The sequence below is a fragment of the Mycobacterium sp. BMJ-28 genome, assembly GCF_054404835.1.
This window is the reverse complement of sequence record NZ_CM136783.1, coordinates 2,589,468-2,603,254: the sequence shown is the minus strand read 5'-3', so window position 1 is coordinate 2,603,254 and position 13,787 is coordinate 2,589,468. Positions and strand designations below refer to the sequence as shown.

Below are 13,787 nucleotides of genomic sequence, written 5' to 3'. Positions count from 1 at the left end.
CCGGTGGTGCGGATGAGTAGGACTACTCGACTTCGGGTTCGCGGTCCAAGCCGTGTTCGATCGCGTAGCGGGCCAGCTCCACCCGGTTGGCGACCTGCAACTTACGAAAGGTCGCCTGCACGTGATTCTCGACGGTGCGGTGACTCAGGGACAGCCGCTCGCCGATTTGTCTGGCGGTCAATCCCTTTGCCACATGACGCAGGATCTCGGTTTCCCGGTCGGTCAGCGTCGGGCCGGCCGGCCCGTCCGGCGGGGCCTGCGCGATACGCCGGTACTCCCCCAGCACCAGCCCGGCCAGCCCCGGGGTGAAGACCGCCCTGCCCTGCGCAGTCGCCCGAACCGCCTCCCCCAGTTCGACTTTGGAGGCACTCTTGACCAGGTAACCGGTGGCGCCCGCTTTCACCGCCTCCAGCACGTCGTCACGCTCGTCGGAGGCCGACAGCACCAGGATGCGGGATGCCGGCGAGACCGCCAACACCTCGACGGTGGCCTGCGCACCGGTGCCGTCGGCCAATCGCATATCCATCACCACCACATCAGGTTTCACCGCGCCCGCGCGCCGGCGCGCCGACCCGACCCCGTCCGCCGTGGCGACCACATCGAATCCGTCGTCGGCCAGATCGCGTGCCACCGCGTCGCGCCAGATCGGGTGGTCGTCGACCACCATGATCGTCGTCATCGCCCCGGCCGCCTGGGTACCGTCAGTTCCCACTCCGTGCCACCGCCTTCCGACGTCGTCAGAACGGCCTGGCCGCCCAGCGCCTGCATCCGCCCGCGAATGGATTTCGAGATCCCGACGCGGCCTTCTTGCTCGGCTTGCACCAGGCGGCCGGCCCCGATTCCCCGACCGTCGTCCCGGATGCTCACCACCACCGAATCACCGAGATCCTCCAGCAGCACATAGGCATGCGCGGACGGACCGGCGTGCCGCTCGACGTTGGTGAGCGCATTCTCCGCGGCCGCGACCACTTCGGCGGCCACCCCGGCGTCGAGATACACCGCGGCGGCGGGCAGGCTCACCGCGACCCGATCGGAGTCGTATCTGCGCAGCAGGCCGCCGAGGTCGGCCACCGACTCGACGGACATGTTCTGCCCGGCGTCCGCCAATCCCCCGTCGCTTGCGCTGAGCAACCGCCGCAGGGCCCGCTCCTGCTCACCGGCGATATCGGCCAGTTGTGCTGCCTCACCGCCGATTTCATGACCACGCCGGGACACCAGCGCGAGTACCTGCATGACCCCGTCGTGCACCTGGCGCGACAGCCGTTCGCGTTCGGCCAGTGCGGCACCGAGCCTGATGGCCCGCTCGAGTTCGGTGTGCGCACGCCGGGCAGTGGTGGCCGCCATGCCGATGGCCAGTCCGACCGCCAGCTCGATCAGGATGGTCGGGGTGCGCACCAGGTCCACGGCGATGGTCCCCTTGAGCGCGGCGGCCGTACCCATCACCACAAGCCCTGCGACCATGCCGGCGATCGGCCCGGTCAGAATCGCGGCCGAGACCACGGCGTTGGTGGCCCACAGGGTGGTCGGCCAGGTCTGGTTGGCCGCGGTCCACTGCGCCGAGGCGACCACCGGGGTGGACGCCATCGCTGCGACCACCACGACCATCTCGGCCAGCACCCACACCCGGTTGCGGCCGAACCCACGCAGATAGGCCAGCGCGAGCACCACATTCCAGGCGGTCAGCGCACCGAACAGTGCCCAGCCCAGCCTCGGGTGATCCAGTTCGGCGTTCTTGGACAACTGGAACACCAGCGCGTACACCCCGCTGAGCAGCCTGAACACCTGCGCGGCCCGCCACAGCGGCGCCGCCGGGTCGGACATACTCGGCACCGTCGTTACATCACCTTGGACAGAAAGGCTTTCGTGCGCTCGTGCTGCGGATTGCTCAGCACCTCACGCGGGGCGCCGCTTTCCACCACGACACCGCCGTCCATGAACACCACCTTGTCGGCCACCTCGCGGGCGAAGCCCATCTCATGGGTGACCACGACCATCGTCATGCCTTCGCTGGCCAGGTTTTTCATCACACCGAGCACCTCCCCGACCAGTTCGGGGTCCAGCGCGGAGGTGGGCTCGTCGAACAGCATCAGCTTGGGGCTCATGGCCAGCGCCCGCGCGATCGCGACCCGCTGCTGCTGCCCACCGGACAACTGCGCCGGATAAGCATCGGCCTTCTCGGCGAGCCCGACCTGGGCAAGAAGATCCTTGCCCCGAGACACGGCTTCGCCACGTTTGACGCCCTTGACATGAATCGGCGCCTCCACGATGTTCTCCAGCGCGGTGCGGTGCGGGAACAGATTGAAGTGCTGGAACACCATCCCGACGTCGCGGCGCTGCCTGGCGGCGTCCTTGGGGCTCATCTCAAGCAGCTTCCCGCCCCGCTCGCGGTAGCCGACGAGGTCACCGTCGACGTACAGCCGCCCGGCGTTGACCTGTTCCAGATGGTTGATGCAGCGCAGGAAGGTCGACTTGCCCGAACCGGACGGCCCGACGAGCACCAGCACCTCACCCCGGCCGATCTCCAGGGTGATGCCTTTGAGCACATGCAGGGCGCCGAAGCTCTTGCAGACCTGTTCGGCCTTGACCATCGGCACCGGCTGCGCCGCAACATCTGCCGTCACATTCCACCTCCCGCGCCGCCCAGGCCCTGCGCTTTGGCCAGTGCCTCAAGCTGTTTGGTGGTCAGCTTGCGCGAGGCGCCCCTGGAGAAATACCGCTCCAGGTAGAACTGGCCGACCATCAGCAGGCTGGTGACCGCCAGATACCAGGTCGCGGCGACCATCAGCATGGGCACCGGCTCGAAGATGCGCCCACCGATATCGCGAACGGCAATGCCGTACAGGTCATAGGAATACGGTACGGCCGTCACCAGCGATGTGGTCTTGAGCATGCTGATGATCTCGTTGCCGGTCGGCGGGATGATCACCCGCATCGCCTGTGGCAACACCGTTCGCCGCATCGTCATACCCCAGGACATGCCCAGCGCCGTCGACGCCTCGGACTGGCCTTCGGGCACCGAGGAGATCCCGGCCCGGATGATCTCGGCCATGTACGCGCCCTCGTTCAGACCGAGGCCGATGACCGCGAGCAGAAACGGGATCGACAGGGACTGCAGGTTGAACGTGAAGAACGTCGGACCGAACGGGATGCCCAGCTGGAGGTTCTTGTAGATGGTCGGGAACAGGCCCCAGAACACCAGCTGCACGTACACCGGGGTACCGCGGAAGATCCAGAGGAACACCCACGAGACCCACCGGAACACCGGATTGGGCGACAACCGCATCACCGCCAGGACGATGCCCAGCAGGATCGCCAGCACCATCGCATAGATGGTGAGCTGCAAGGTGTTCCACGCACCCTCCAGCAACCGCTGGTCGAACAGGTACTTGCGATAGACCGACCAGCGGTAGGCATCGTTGGTGGCCGCGCCGTAGAGGAACAGCCCGGCCGCCACGATGACCGCGACGGCCCCCACCCACCGCCACGGGTGGCGCAGGGGTACCGCGCTTATTGCCTGCGGAGCCTCGGTAACGGTCAGTTGATTGCTCCGTTGATCACCGGTTTGTCGATCATGCCCGCCTCGACACCCCAGTTGGACGCGATCTGCTTGTAGGTGCCGTTGTCGATCAGATGCTGCAGCGCCTGCACGAGGGACTGCGCCAGCGGCGAGCCCTTCTTCACCGGCCAGCCGTAGGGCGCGGATTCGAAGGTCTCCCCGGCGGTTTCAAGTTTGCCGTTGCTCTGCTTGATCGCGTACAGCGTCACCGGCGAGTCCGCCGACATCGCGTCGGCCTGGCCCAGCGCCACGGCGTTGGTCGCGGCGTCCTGGCCGTCGAACTTGAGGATCTCGATGGCCGGTTTGCCGACGTCGGTGCACGCCTTGCTCTTGGCGGGCAGTTCGTCGGTTTCCTCGGTGGTGGTGGCCTGGACGGCGACCTTCTTGCCGCAGGCGTTGTTCGGGTCGATCGAACCACCCTTGAGCTGGGCCCACTGGATACCGGCCGAGAAGTAGGTGACGAAGTCGACCGACTGCTCGCGTTCCTTGGTGTCGGTGAACGAGGACATCCCGATGTTGAACGTGTCGCCCTGCACCGACGGGATGATCTTGGCGAAATCGGACTCGCGGAACTCGGCCTGCAGGCCCAGGGTGGCCGCGACGGCGTTGACCAGATCGACGTCGAAGCCGACGATCTTGCCGCTCTCGTCCTTGAACTCGTTGGGGGCGTAAGGAATGTTCACACCCACGATGAGTTTGCCGGAGGACTTGATGGCCTCCGGAACGGTGTTGGCGATGGTCTCGACCTTGGACGCCGAAGCGGCGGTCGTCGTCGTGGACGGCGCGGCGCTGTCCTCGTTCTTGGCGCAGCCCGACAGGGCCAACGCACCCGTCGCCGCGAACACCACCGCTACGCGCCAGACCTTGGCCCGGCTCTTACATCCAACTGACACGATTCCTCTTTCCTCGTCGGGCGTCGGCCACCCTCGACGTCTTCTGCTCCAAGCGCAAGACGATAACGACAGTGACACCAGCGCGCAGTGCCGGTAACCGAACATTAACGACCAACTGATCACGGTGTGCCGTAATCGCCCAGCGGTATTTGACGCTGTGGGAGACTGCGCCTATGACAACTGTCGCTCCCCCAAGCCTGCTGCCCCACTTGTGGAAATCCACGCTGGTCTCGGGTGTTCTGGCCGTGGCGCTGGGCGCCGCGATACTTGCCTGGCCGAAGATATCGATCGTGGTCGCCGCCAGTTTCTTCGGGGCGTACCTGCTGATCACCGGTATCGCGCAGGTGATCTTCGCGTTCAGTCTGCACGTGTCGGCCGGCGGCCGGGTGCTGTTGTTCATCAGCGGCGCGGCCTCGGTGATCCTGGCGGTGCTGTCTTTCCGGCATCTGTACGACGCGGTGCTGCTGCTCGCCATCTGGATCGGTGTCGGATTCGTGTTCCGCGGAGTGGCCACCGCCGTGTCGGCGATCAGTGATCCGACCCTGCCCGGCCGCGGCTGGAACATCTTCGTCGGCGTGATCAGCCTGATCGCCGGTGTCGTCGTGCTGGCCTCGCCGTTCGATTCGATCGCCACGCTGGCCCTGGTCACCGGTATCTGGCTGGTGGTGATCGGACTCATGGAGGTTGTCACCGCGTTCGGCATCCGCGCCACCTCCAAGAAGGTGGCCGACGCGCTCGGCGGCCCCGGCCCGGAACCGGCTCAACCGGCGTCATGAGTTGTCTGCGCCACGTTTCCTGGGCTTGCGGACAAGCATCTACTACAGTTTGTCGTAGTTCTACAGAGCCGTAGAAATACCCGCAGCCCGGGAGTTGGTGCACATGGACGCGCTGGACGTGTCGCGGTGGCAGTTCGGAATCACCACCGTCTACCACTTCATCTTCGTACCGCTCACCATCGGGCTCGCCCCGCTGATCGCGGTGATGCAGACCGTGTGGGTCATCACCGGGAACACCGCCTGGTACCGGCTCACCCGATTTTTCGGCAAGTTGTTCCTGATCAACTTCGCGCTCGGGGTGGCCACCGGCATCGTCCAGGAATTCCAGTTCGGGATGAACTGGAGCGAGTACTCGCGATTCGTCGGTGACGTGTTCGGCGCGCCGCTGGCGATGGAAGGCCTGGTCGCCTTCTTCTTCGAATCGACATTCCTGGGGCTGTGGATCTTCGGCTGGACCCGGCTGCCCCGGCTGGTGCACCTGGCCTGCATCTGGATCGTCGCGGTGGCCGTGAACGCCTCCGCGTTCTTCATCATCGCGGCCAACTCGTTCATGCAGCACCCGGTCGGCGCGCACTACAACCCGCAGACCCAGCGCGCCGAATTGACCAGCATCGCCACCCTGTTCACCAACAACACGGCGTGGGCGGCGTTCCCGCACGCGGTGGCCGGCGCGTTCCTGGTGGCCGGCACCTTCGTCGCCGGCGTGTGCGCGTGGTGGATGGTGCGCCGCCCCGATTCCGACGAGGCGCGCACCATGTACCGCCCGGCCACCATCCTCGGCTGCGCGGTGACGTTCATCGCCGCAGTGGGGGTGTTCTTCACCGGCGACACCCAGGGCAAGCTGATGTTCCAGCAGCAGCCGATGAAGATGGCATCAGCGGAATCGTTGTGCCACACCGAGCTCGACCCGAAATTCTCCATCTTGACGGTCGGCACGCACAACAACTGCGACAGCGTCACCCACCTGATCGAAGTGCCCTACGTGCTCCCGTTCTTGGCCGAAGGCAGGTTCACCGGCGTACGCCTCGACGGCGTGAAAGACCTGCAGGAGTCCTACCAGCAGAAGTTCGGCCCCGGCGATTACCGGCCCAACCTGTTCGTCACCTATTGGTCGTTTCGGGCCATGATCGGATTCATGGCGCTGCCTTTGCTTTTCGCGCTCGCCGCGCTGTGGCTGACCAGGGGTGGCCGGATACCCCGGCAGCGCTGGTTCGCCTGGTTCGCCCTGCTCACCTTGCCGACCCCGTTCCTCGCCAACAGCGCGGGCTGGGTGTTCACCGAGATGGGCCGTCAGCCCTGGGTGGTGGCCCCCAACCCGACCGGCGACCAGATGGTCCGGTTCACCGTGCAACAAGGCGTGTCGCACAATTCGGCAGCGACGGTGTGGCTGTCGCTGATCGTGTTCACCGCGCTGTACGCGGTGCTGGCGGTGATCTGGTTCTGGCTGATCCGGCGTTACGTCGTGGAAGGCCCGCTGGAGCACGACACCGAACCGGTACCACCCACTCCCCCCGGCGCGGACGACGTCGCGCCGTTGTCCTTCGCCTACTAGGAGGTGCGCCGTGGATCTACAGACGTTCTGGTTCATCATCCTGGCCGCGCTGTTCACCGGCTTCCTGGTGCTGGAGGGCTTCGACTTCGGCGTCGGGATGCTGATGGCGGTCTTCGGTCGAGTCTCTGCAAGGGCGAGCGAAGCGACGGGGAATGGCACAGGTGATCCGGACAAGCACCGCCGCGCCGTGCTCAACACCATCGGCCCGGTGTGGGACGGCAACGAGGTCTGGCTGATCACCGCGGGCGGCGCGATGTTCGCCGCCTTCCCCGGCATGTACGCCACCATGTTCTCCGGCCTCTACCTGCCGCTGCTGGCCATCCTGGTCTCCATGATCATGCGCATCTGCGCGATCGAATGGCGCGGCAAGATCAACGATCCGAGCTGGCGCCGGTGGGCCGATATCGGCATCGCCGTCGGCTCCTGGGTGCCCGCACTGCTGTGGGGTGTGGCCTTCGCCATGCTGCTGCGCGGCCTGCCGGTCGACGCCGAGCACCAGATCCACCTGTCGATCGGCGCCGTGCTGAATGCCTACACGCTGCTCGGCGGCCTGGCGACCTGCGGGCTGTTCCTCTTCCACGGAGCGGTGTTCGTGACGCTGAAAACCGAAGGCGCCGTGCGTGATGACGCGGTCAGGTTCAGCGCCCGGCTGGCCATGCCGGTGACCGTCGTCGTCGCGGCGTTCGGCCTGTGGACGCAGCTGTCGCACGGCAAGGACTGGACCTGGCTGGTGCTCGGGGTCGCGGTGGTCGCCCAGCTGGGTGCGGTGATGCTGGTGTGGAGCCGCGGCGGCGACGGCTGGGCGTTCGCGGCGACCGCCTCGGTGATCGTCTCGGTGGTGGTGTTGGTGTTCGGCTGCCTGTACCCCGATCTCATCCCCTCGACGCTGGATCCGGCGTGGAGCCTGACCGTGCACAACGCGTCGTCCACCCCGTACACGTTGACCATCATGAGCTGGGCGGCGGTGCTGGTCACCCCGCTCGTCATCGCCTACCAGGCGTGGACTTACTGGGTTTTCCGGCAACGCATCTCGGCCGAGCGGATCCCCGACCCCGCGGGACTGTCGCCGCGCCTGCCGTGACGCTGCAACACCATGCCTCACCGGCCATGCGGCGTTACCTCGGCACATCGGTGGCGTGCGGAGCGCTGATCGCAGCCGCCACCGTCGGCTCGGCCTGGGTGCTGGCGCACATCGTCGCAGGGGTGATCACCGACCCGCCGTCGCGATCCGTCGCGCACTGGTCCGGACAGCTGCTGATCCTGTTGGCGCTGTGGATCATTCGCACCACCGGGTCGTGGTGGCAGGCCCGGCTCAGCCAGCACGCCGCGACCGCGGTAATCGGCGAACTCAGCGCCGGGGTGCTCCGCGCGGTGACCGCCCGAGCACCGCATGACCTCAACGCGGTCCGCGACCAGACCGCGGTGATACTCACCCGCGGGCTCGACGGGCTGCGCCCGTACTTCACCGGGTACCTGCCCGCGGTCATGCTGGCCGGAATCCTCACGCCGCTCACGGTCGTCGTGATCGCGGCGACCGATCTGCAGGCCGCCGTCATCGTCGCCATCGCGCTGCCGCTCATCCCGGTGTTCATGATCCTGATCGGCCGGCTGACCGCCGATCGCTCCGCGGCCGCGCTGGCGGCGATGACCACCCTGCAGTCCCGGCTGCTCGACCTGGTCGCCGGGATTCCCACCCTGCGGGCGCTGGGCCGCGCCGCCGGGCCGGCGCACCGCATCGCCGAACTGTCTGCCGCGCATCGCCGTTCGGCGATGGCGACCCTGCGGATCGCCTTCCTGTCCGCCGCCGTGCTGGAACTGCTGGCCACCCTGGGCGTGGCGCTGGTGGCCGTCAGCGTCGGGTTGCGGCTGGTCTTCGGTGAGATGACGCTGACAGCCGGGCTGACGGCGCTGCTGCTGGCACCCGAGGTGTTCTGGCCGCTGCGCAGGGTGGGCGTACAGTTCCACGCCGCCCAAGACGGCAAGACCGCGGCCGACGCCGCGCGGGACCTGCAGCAGGCGACGCCGGTCCGCGCGCCGGGCCTGCGGATCCCGCACGACACCACCATCCAACTGATCGATCTCAGCGTCATCGGCCGGGACGGCCCGGCGCCGGATCGGCTGACCGTCACGGCGAGCGGTGGTTCGGTGACCGTGCTGACCGGACCCAACGGCGCCGGGAAGTCGACGGCCTTCGAGGCGATCCTCGGCCTGACCCCGGCCTCGTCGGGCCGGGTGCTCATCGGCGACACCGACATCGCCGACACCGATCTGCGGGCCTGGTGGACCCGACTGTCCTGGCTGCCGCAGCGCCCGGTGCTGCTGCCCGGCACGGTGCGCGCCAACCTGGAACTGTTCGGTCCGCTGGACGATATCGATCAGGCCTGCCACGCAGCGGGTTTCGACGAAGTACTGGCAACCCTGCCGGAAGGCCTGGACACCGTGATCGGGCGCGACGGCGGCGGACTGTCGCTGGGGCAGCGCCAGCGACTGGGGGTAGCCCGCGCACTGGGGGCGCCGGTGCCCGTACTGCTGCTCGACGAACCGACCGCACACCTGGACGCGGATACCGAAAACCGGGTGCTGGACGCTGTTTCGGCGCGGGCACGGGCGGGCGCCACCGTGCTGATGATCGGGCACCGGGCACCCATCCTGGCCGCGGCGGACCTGGTCGTCACCGTGGGGGGTGCCGTGCATGCCCCTTCGTGAGGTGCTCGACCTGCTACGGCCGCGGTTGCCGCGCCTGCTGCTGGCCGTGCTGTTCGGCACCCTGGCGCTGGGCAGCGCGCTGGCGCTGGCGACGGTGTCGGCGTGGCTGATCACCCGAGCCTGGCAGATGCCACCGGTGTTGGACCTCACCGTCGCGGTGGTCGCCGTTCGGGCGCTAGGCATTTCCCGCGGGGTGTTCAGCTACTGCGAGCGGCTCGCCATTCACGACACCGCGTTACGGTCCGCGGGCGCCGCCCGGGTGGGTCTGTACCGCCGCCTGACCGAGGTGCCGCCGGACACCGCGGTGCGTTGGCACAGTGGCGAGTTGGTGTCGCGAGTGGGCAGTTCGGTGGACGAACTCGCCGACGTACTGGTGCGCGCGGTGCTGCCGATGTGCGTGGCCGTCGTGCTGTCGGGTGCCGCGATCACGATCGTGGCGCTGATCGCGCCGTCCGCCGCCGCGGTACTGGCCGGCTGCCTATTGGTGGCCGGCGTGCTGGCGCCGTGGCTGGCCGGCCGGGCGTCGACCGCGGCCGAGCGACTGGCCGTGGACCATCACACCGCACGCGACACCGCCGCCGTGCTCGCACTGGAGCACGCCGCCGAGCTCAGGGTGAGCGGGCGACTCCCCGGGGTGATCGCCGAATCCGAGCGGCAGCAACGAGATTGGGGGCAGGCGCTGGACCGCGCCGCCGCACCCGGCGCGCTGGCCGCGGCGGCCTCGACCGCGGCCGTCGGCGCGGCGGTGCTCGCGGCAATCGTCGTCGGGATCACCTTGGCGCCCGTGACCGCGCCGACCACGCTGGCCATCCTGATGCTGGTGCCGCTGTCGGCTTTCGAGGCCACCACCGCGCTGCCGGCCGCGGCGGTGGCACTGGTACGTGCACGGCTGGCCGCGGGGCGGATCGCCGAGATTCTGGACGGATCCCCCGGTCCCCGGCAACGGCCCGACATCCGCGCGGTCGCGCCGCGGGCCGGAGCGCGGCTGGCCGTGCTCGGCCCCAGCGGGTGCGGCAAGACCACCATGCTGATGGCAATTGCCCGGCAGTATCCTGAGAGTCCGCTGACGGCAGCATTTTTCGCCGAGGATGCGCATCTGTTCGACACCACGGTGCGTGACAATCTGTTGGTGGCCCGCGGCGATGCCGGCGACGACGAGCTGCTGGCCGCGCTGGACCGGGTGGGCCTGCGGGCCTGGCTCACCGCGCTGCCCGACGGCCTGGGCACCATCCTGACCGGCGGCGCGGCGGCCGTCTCGGCCGGGCAACGCCGGCGCCTGCTGCTGGCCCGGGCCCTGGTCTCGGAGTTCCCCGTGGTGCTGCTCGACGAACCGACCGAGCACCTGGACGAGGCCGACAGCGACCGGCTGCTGCGCGGGCTGCTCACCCCCGGCGCCCTGTTCGCCGAGGAGCGCACCGTCGTCGTCGCCACTCATCACCTGCCCGGGGACATCGATTGCGTGACGGTGAAGTTGCCCGACGCCCCTCCTCGGGGTGATCGGTGAGTATCCTCACCAACTATGAGCTCCTATGAGCCGTACGGCGGACAGCAGTATCCCGGGCACTATCCACCGCCACCGCCGCAGCCCTATGCCGGCTACCCGCCGCCGGCACCGATCGCTGCGCGCAACGGACTCGGTGTCGCGGCACTGATCCTGGCCGTCCTCGGGCTGCTGTTCTCGTGGACCATCGCCGGCGGTGTCATTCTGGGACTGGTCGCGGTCATCCTCGGGTTTCTGGCGCGCGGGCGCGTCAAGCGCGGCGAGGCCACCAACGGCGGCCTGGCGATCGCCGGAGTCGTACTGGGCGCCCTGGCGATCGTGGTGGGACTGATCTTCATACCGATCTGGATCGGGTTCTTCGCACAGCTCGGCCTCGGCGACTACGTCGGCTGCATGGAGCAGGCCGGCACCGACCGAACCGCCCAGCTGCAGTGCGAGAACAACTTCCGCGACAAAGTCGAGAGCGACTACGGGGTCACGATCGCGCCGACACCCCGTTAGCGCGGCGCGAAATATTTGATGATGCCTTCCTGCATCACCGTTGCCACGATCTGGCCGTCGGCGTTGAAGAAGTGCCCGTTACTCAATCCGCGGGAGTCGGCCGCCACCGGTGACGTCGTCGAATAGAGCACCCATTCGTCGAATCGCACCGGCCGGTGGAACCACACCGTGTGATTCATCGTCACCGCAAAGATGCGGTCGAAGCCCCAGGACAGGCCGTGCCTGGTGATGATCGGGTCCAGCACGGTGGTGTCCGACGAATACACCAGCGCCGCGGCATGCAGCACCTGGTCGTCGGGCATCGGCCCGTCCGCGGTCAGCCACACCCGGTTGTGGTCGAGCCGGTTGCCCTTGTCCCGCATCACCCAAGCGGGGTCATTGGTGTACCGCCACTGGATGGGCTTGAGCGCCGCGACGAACAGCGGCACCGTCTCCTCGTAGCCGACCAACAACTCATCGATGGTGGGCAGGCTCTCCGGGTGCGGCACGTCGGGGAACGGGGCGTCGTGCTCCAGGCCCCGTCCGCCCGCCAGATGCGACACCAGCGCGGTGCCCAACAGCACCCCGTCCTGGGTGACATCCACCCGGCGGTTGGCGAAACGGCGCTCGTCGCGCAACCGGATCACCTGGAATTCCAGGTCTTTGGCGGGATCGCCGCCGGCGATGAAATGCATCGACAGCGTGCTGGGCGGCAAGGTGTCCGGCACGGTCCGGCCCGCCGCGACGAAAGCCTGCGCCATCATCTGGCCGCCGAACGTGCGGATCGGGTTCAGGCTCGGATGAATTCCGGTGAAGGAATTCTCACCGACCCGGGTGAGGTCGAGGACCGTCAGCAGTTCCTGAAGGTGGTCTGCCGACAAAAGTCCCCCTACGCGTGGTCGTCCTCGCCGATCCGGTGCACATGGATCAGGTTGGTCGAGCCTACTGTGCCCGGAGGCGCACCGGCGACGATGACCACCAGGTCACCGCGTTTGTAGCGGCCGAGCGACAACAGCGACTCGTCGACCTGCCGGATCATTCCGTCGGTGGTCTGGATGTGCGGGACGATGAACGTCTCGGTACCCCAGGTCAGCGAGAGCTGGCTGCGCACCTCCGGCAGCGGCGTGAACGCCAGCAGCGACAGCGGGGTGTGCAGCCGGGCCAGCCGGCGGACGGTGTCACCGGACTGGGTGAAGGCCACCAGCGCCTTGGCGTCGAGCCGCTCGCCGATATCGCGCGCCGCGTAGGAGATGACGCCGCGCTTGGTGCGCGGGGTGTGGGTGAGCTGCGGGACCGCGGTGGAGTTGTCCTCGACGGCGGCCACGATGCGGGCCATGGTGCGGACCGTCTCCAACGGGTACTTGCCCACCGACGTCTCGCCCGACAGCATCACCGCGTCGGCGCCGTCGAGCACGGCGTTGGCGACGTCGGAGGCCTCGGCGCGGGTGGGCCGCGAGTGGTCGATCATCGACTCCAGCATCTGGGTGGCGACGATCACCGGCTTGGCGTTCTCCCTGGCCATCTGGATGGCCCGCTTCTGCACCAGTGGCACCTCTTCGAGCGGCAGCTCGACGCCGAGGTCACCGCGGGCGACCATGATCGCGTCGAAGGCCAGCACGATGGCCTCGAGATTCTCGACGGCCTCCGGCTTCTCCAGCTTCGCGATGACGGGCACCCGGCGCCCGACCCGGTCCATCACCTCGTGCACCAGCTCGATATCGGCCGGCGACCGCACGAAGGACAGGGCGACCAGGTCGACACCGAGATTGAGGGCGAACTCCAGATCGGCGATGTCCTTGGCGGACAGCGCGGGCACCGACACGTTCATGCCGGGCAGGGAGAGCCCCTTGTTGTTGCTGACCCGTCCGCCTTCGGTGACGGTGCAGACCACGTCGTTGCCGTCGACATGCTCGACGACCAGGCCGACGTTGCCGTCGTCCACCAGGAGTCGGTCACCCGGGGAGGCGTCGTTGGCCAGCTGCTTGTACGTGGTGGACACCCGGTCATGGGTGCCCATGAAGTCGTCGACGGTGATCCGGATGGTCTCTCCGGCCTGCCACAGGGTGGCGCCGGTGGCGAACCGGCCGAGCCGGATCTTGGGTCCCTGCAGGTCGGCGAGGATGCCGACGGCGCGCCCGGCGGCGTCCGAGGCCGCCCGGACGCGCCGATAATTGCCTTCGTGGTCCGAGTGGTCGCCGTGGCTGAAGTTCAGCCGGGCGACGTCCATCCCGGCTTCGACCAGAGCCTTCACCATCTCGTCGGTGCCGGTCGCCGGGCCGAGGGTACAGACGATTTTTCCGCGTCTATTCACGTCACAGGAGCA

General features: G+C 68.0%; 13 protein-coding genes. 6 read left to right on the top strand and 7 right to left on the bottom strand.

From position 1 onward, the window contains the following. Positions 1 to 22: 22 nt before the first annotated feature. The 5 genes from ACXPWS_RS12790 to ACXPWS_RS12770 are packed head-to-tail and all read right to left on the bottom strand — an operon-like array spanning position 23 to position 4,449. Positions 23 to 679, bottom strand: a complete 657-nt coding sequence (locus tag ACXPWS_RS12790) for a response regulator (protein ID WP_458713522.1) — start codon at positions 677 to 679, stop codon at positions 23 to 25. Then, positions 676 to 1,830 carry a MacS family sensor histidine kinase gene (gene macS / locus ACXPWS_RS12785; protein WP_458712774.1) on the bottom strand — a complete coding sequence of 385 codons (1,155 nt, stop codon included), beginning with the start codon at positions 1,828 to 1,830 and terminating at the stop codon, positions 676 to 678. The genes ACXPWS_RS12790 and macS overlap by 4 nt, the downstream gene beginning before the upstream one ends. A gap of 5 nt (positions 1,831 to 1,835) precedes the next feature. Continuing rightward, positions 1,836 to 2,588: an amino acid ABC transporter ATP-binding protein gene (locus ACXPWS_RS12780; protein WP_458713521.1), complete on the bottom strand. Its 753-nt coding sequence runs from the start codon at positions 2,586 to 2,588 to the stop codon at positions 1,836 to 1,838. A 29-nt stretch (positions 2,589 to 2,617) separates the two neighbouring features. Then, entirely contained in the window at positions 2,618 to 3,538 is a 921-nt protein-coding gene (locus ACXPWS_RS12775; RefSeq protein ID WP_458713520.1) for an amino acid ABC transporter permease, read from the bottom strand. After that, complete coding sequence (locus ACXPWS_RS12770; protein WP_458712773.1) at positions 3,535 to 4,449, bottom strand: ABC transporter substrate-binding protein; 915 nt, start codon at positions 4,447 to 4,449, stop codon at positions 3,535 to 3,537. The genes ACXPWS_RS12775 and ACXPWS_RS12770 overlap by 4 nt, the downstream gene beginning before the upstream one ends. Positions 4,450 to 4,604: 155 nt before the next feature. Between ACXPWS_RS12770 and ACXPWS_RS12765 the strand changes: the two genes are divergently transcribed. The 6 genes from ACXPWS_RS12765 to ACXPWS_RS12740 all read left to right on the top strand — a co-directional run bounded on the left by ACXPWS_RS12765 (position 4,605) and on the right by ACXPWS_RS12740 (position 11,485). Beyond that, positions 4,605 to 5,225, top strand: a complete 621-nt coding sequence (locus ACXPWS_RS12765; RefSeq protein WP_458713519.1) for an HdeD family acid-resistance protein — start codon at positions 4,605 to 4,607, stop codon at positions 5,223 to 5,225. A 103-nt stretch (positions 5,226 to 5,328) separates the two neighbouring features. Beyond that, on the top strand, positions 5,329 to 6,777 hold the full coding sequence (locus tag ACXPWS_RS12760; RefSeq protein WP_458712772.1) for a cytochrome ubiquinol oxidase subunit I: 1,449 nt from the start codon (positions 5,329 to 5,331) through the stop codon (positions 6,775 to 6,777). Between the two features lie 10 nt (positions 6,778 to 6,787). Beyond that, the gene (cydB, locus tag ACXPWS_RS12755) at positions 6,788 to 7,858 is read left to right on the top strand and encodes a cytochrome d ubiquinol oxidase subunit II (protein ID WP_458712771.1); all 1,071 of its coding nucleotides are present in this window, start codon (positions 6,788 to 6,790) and stop codon (positions 7,856 to 7,858) included. 26 nt (positions 7,859 to 7,884) lie between these two features. Next, positions 7,885 to 9,483, top strand: a complete 1,599-nt coding sequence (gene cydD / locus ACXPWS_RS12750) for a thiol reductant ABC exporter subunit CydD (protein ID WP_458713518.1) — start codon at positions 7,885 to 7,887, stop codon at positions 9,481 to 9,483. Further along, on the top strand, positions 9,470 to 10,987 hold the full coding sequence (locus tag ACXPWS_RS12745) for an ATP-binding cassette domain-containing protein (protein WP_458712770.1): 1,518 nt from the start codon (positions 9,470 to 9,472) through the stop codon (positions 10,985 to 10,987). The genes cydD and ACXPWS_RS12745 overlap by 14 nt, the downstream gene beginning before the upstream one ends. A gap of 15 nt (positions 10,988 to 11,002) precedes the next feature. Beyond that, positions 11,003 to 11,485, top strand: coding sequence for a DUF4190 domain-containing protein (locus tag ACXPWS_RS12740; protein WP_458712769.1), 483 nt, complete (start codon positions 11,003 to 11,005; stop codon positions 11,483 to 11,485). Here the strand turns inward: ACXPWS_RS12740 and ACXPWS_RS12735 are convergent. Continuing rightward, positions 11,482 to 12,345 carry an acyl-CoA thioesterase domain-containing protein gene (locus ACXPWS_RS12735; protein WP_458712768.1) on the bottom strand — a complete coding sequence of 288 codons (864 nt, stop codon included), beginning with the start codon at positions 12,343 to 12,345 and terminating at the stop codon, positions 11,482 to 11,484. The genes ACXPWS_RS12740 and ACXPWS_RS12735 overlap by 4 nt on opposite strands. 8 nt (positions 12,346 to 12,353) lie before the next feature. After that, the gene (gene pyk / locus ACXPWS_RS12730) at positions 12,354 to 13,775 is read right to left on the bottom strand and encodes a pyruvate kinase (RefSeq protein ID WP_458712767.1); all 1,422 of its coding nucleotides are present in this window, start codon (positions 13,773 to 13,775) and stop codon (positions 12,354 to 12,356) included. Positions 13,776 to 13,787: the final 12 nt, after the last annotated feature.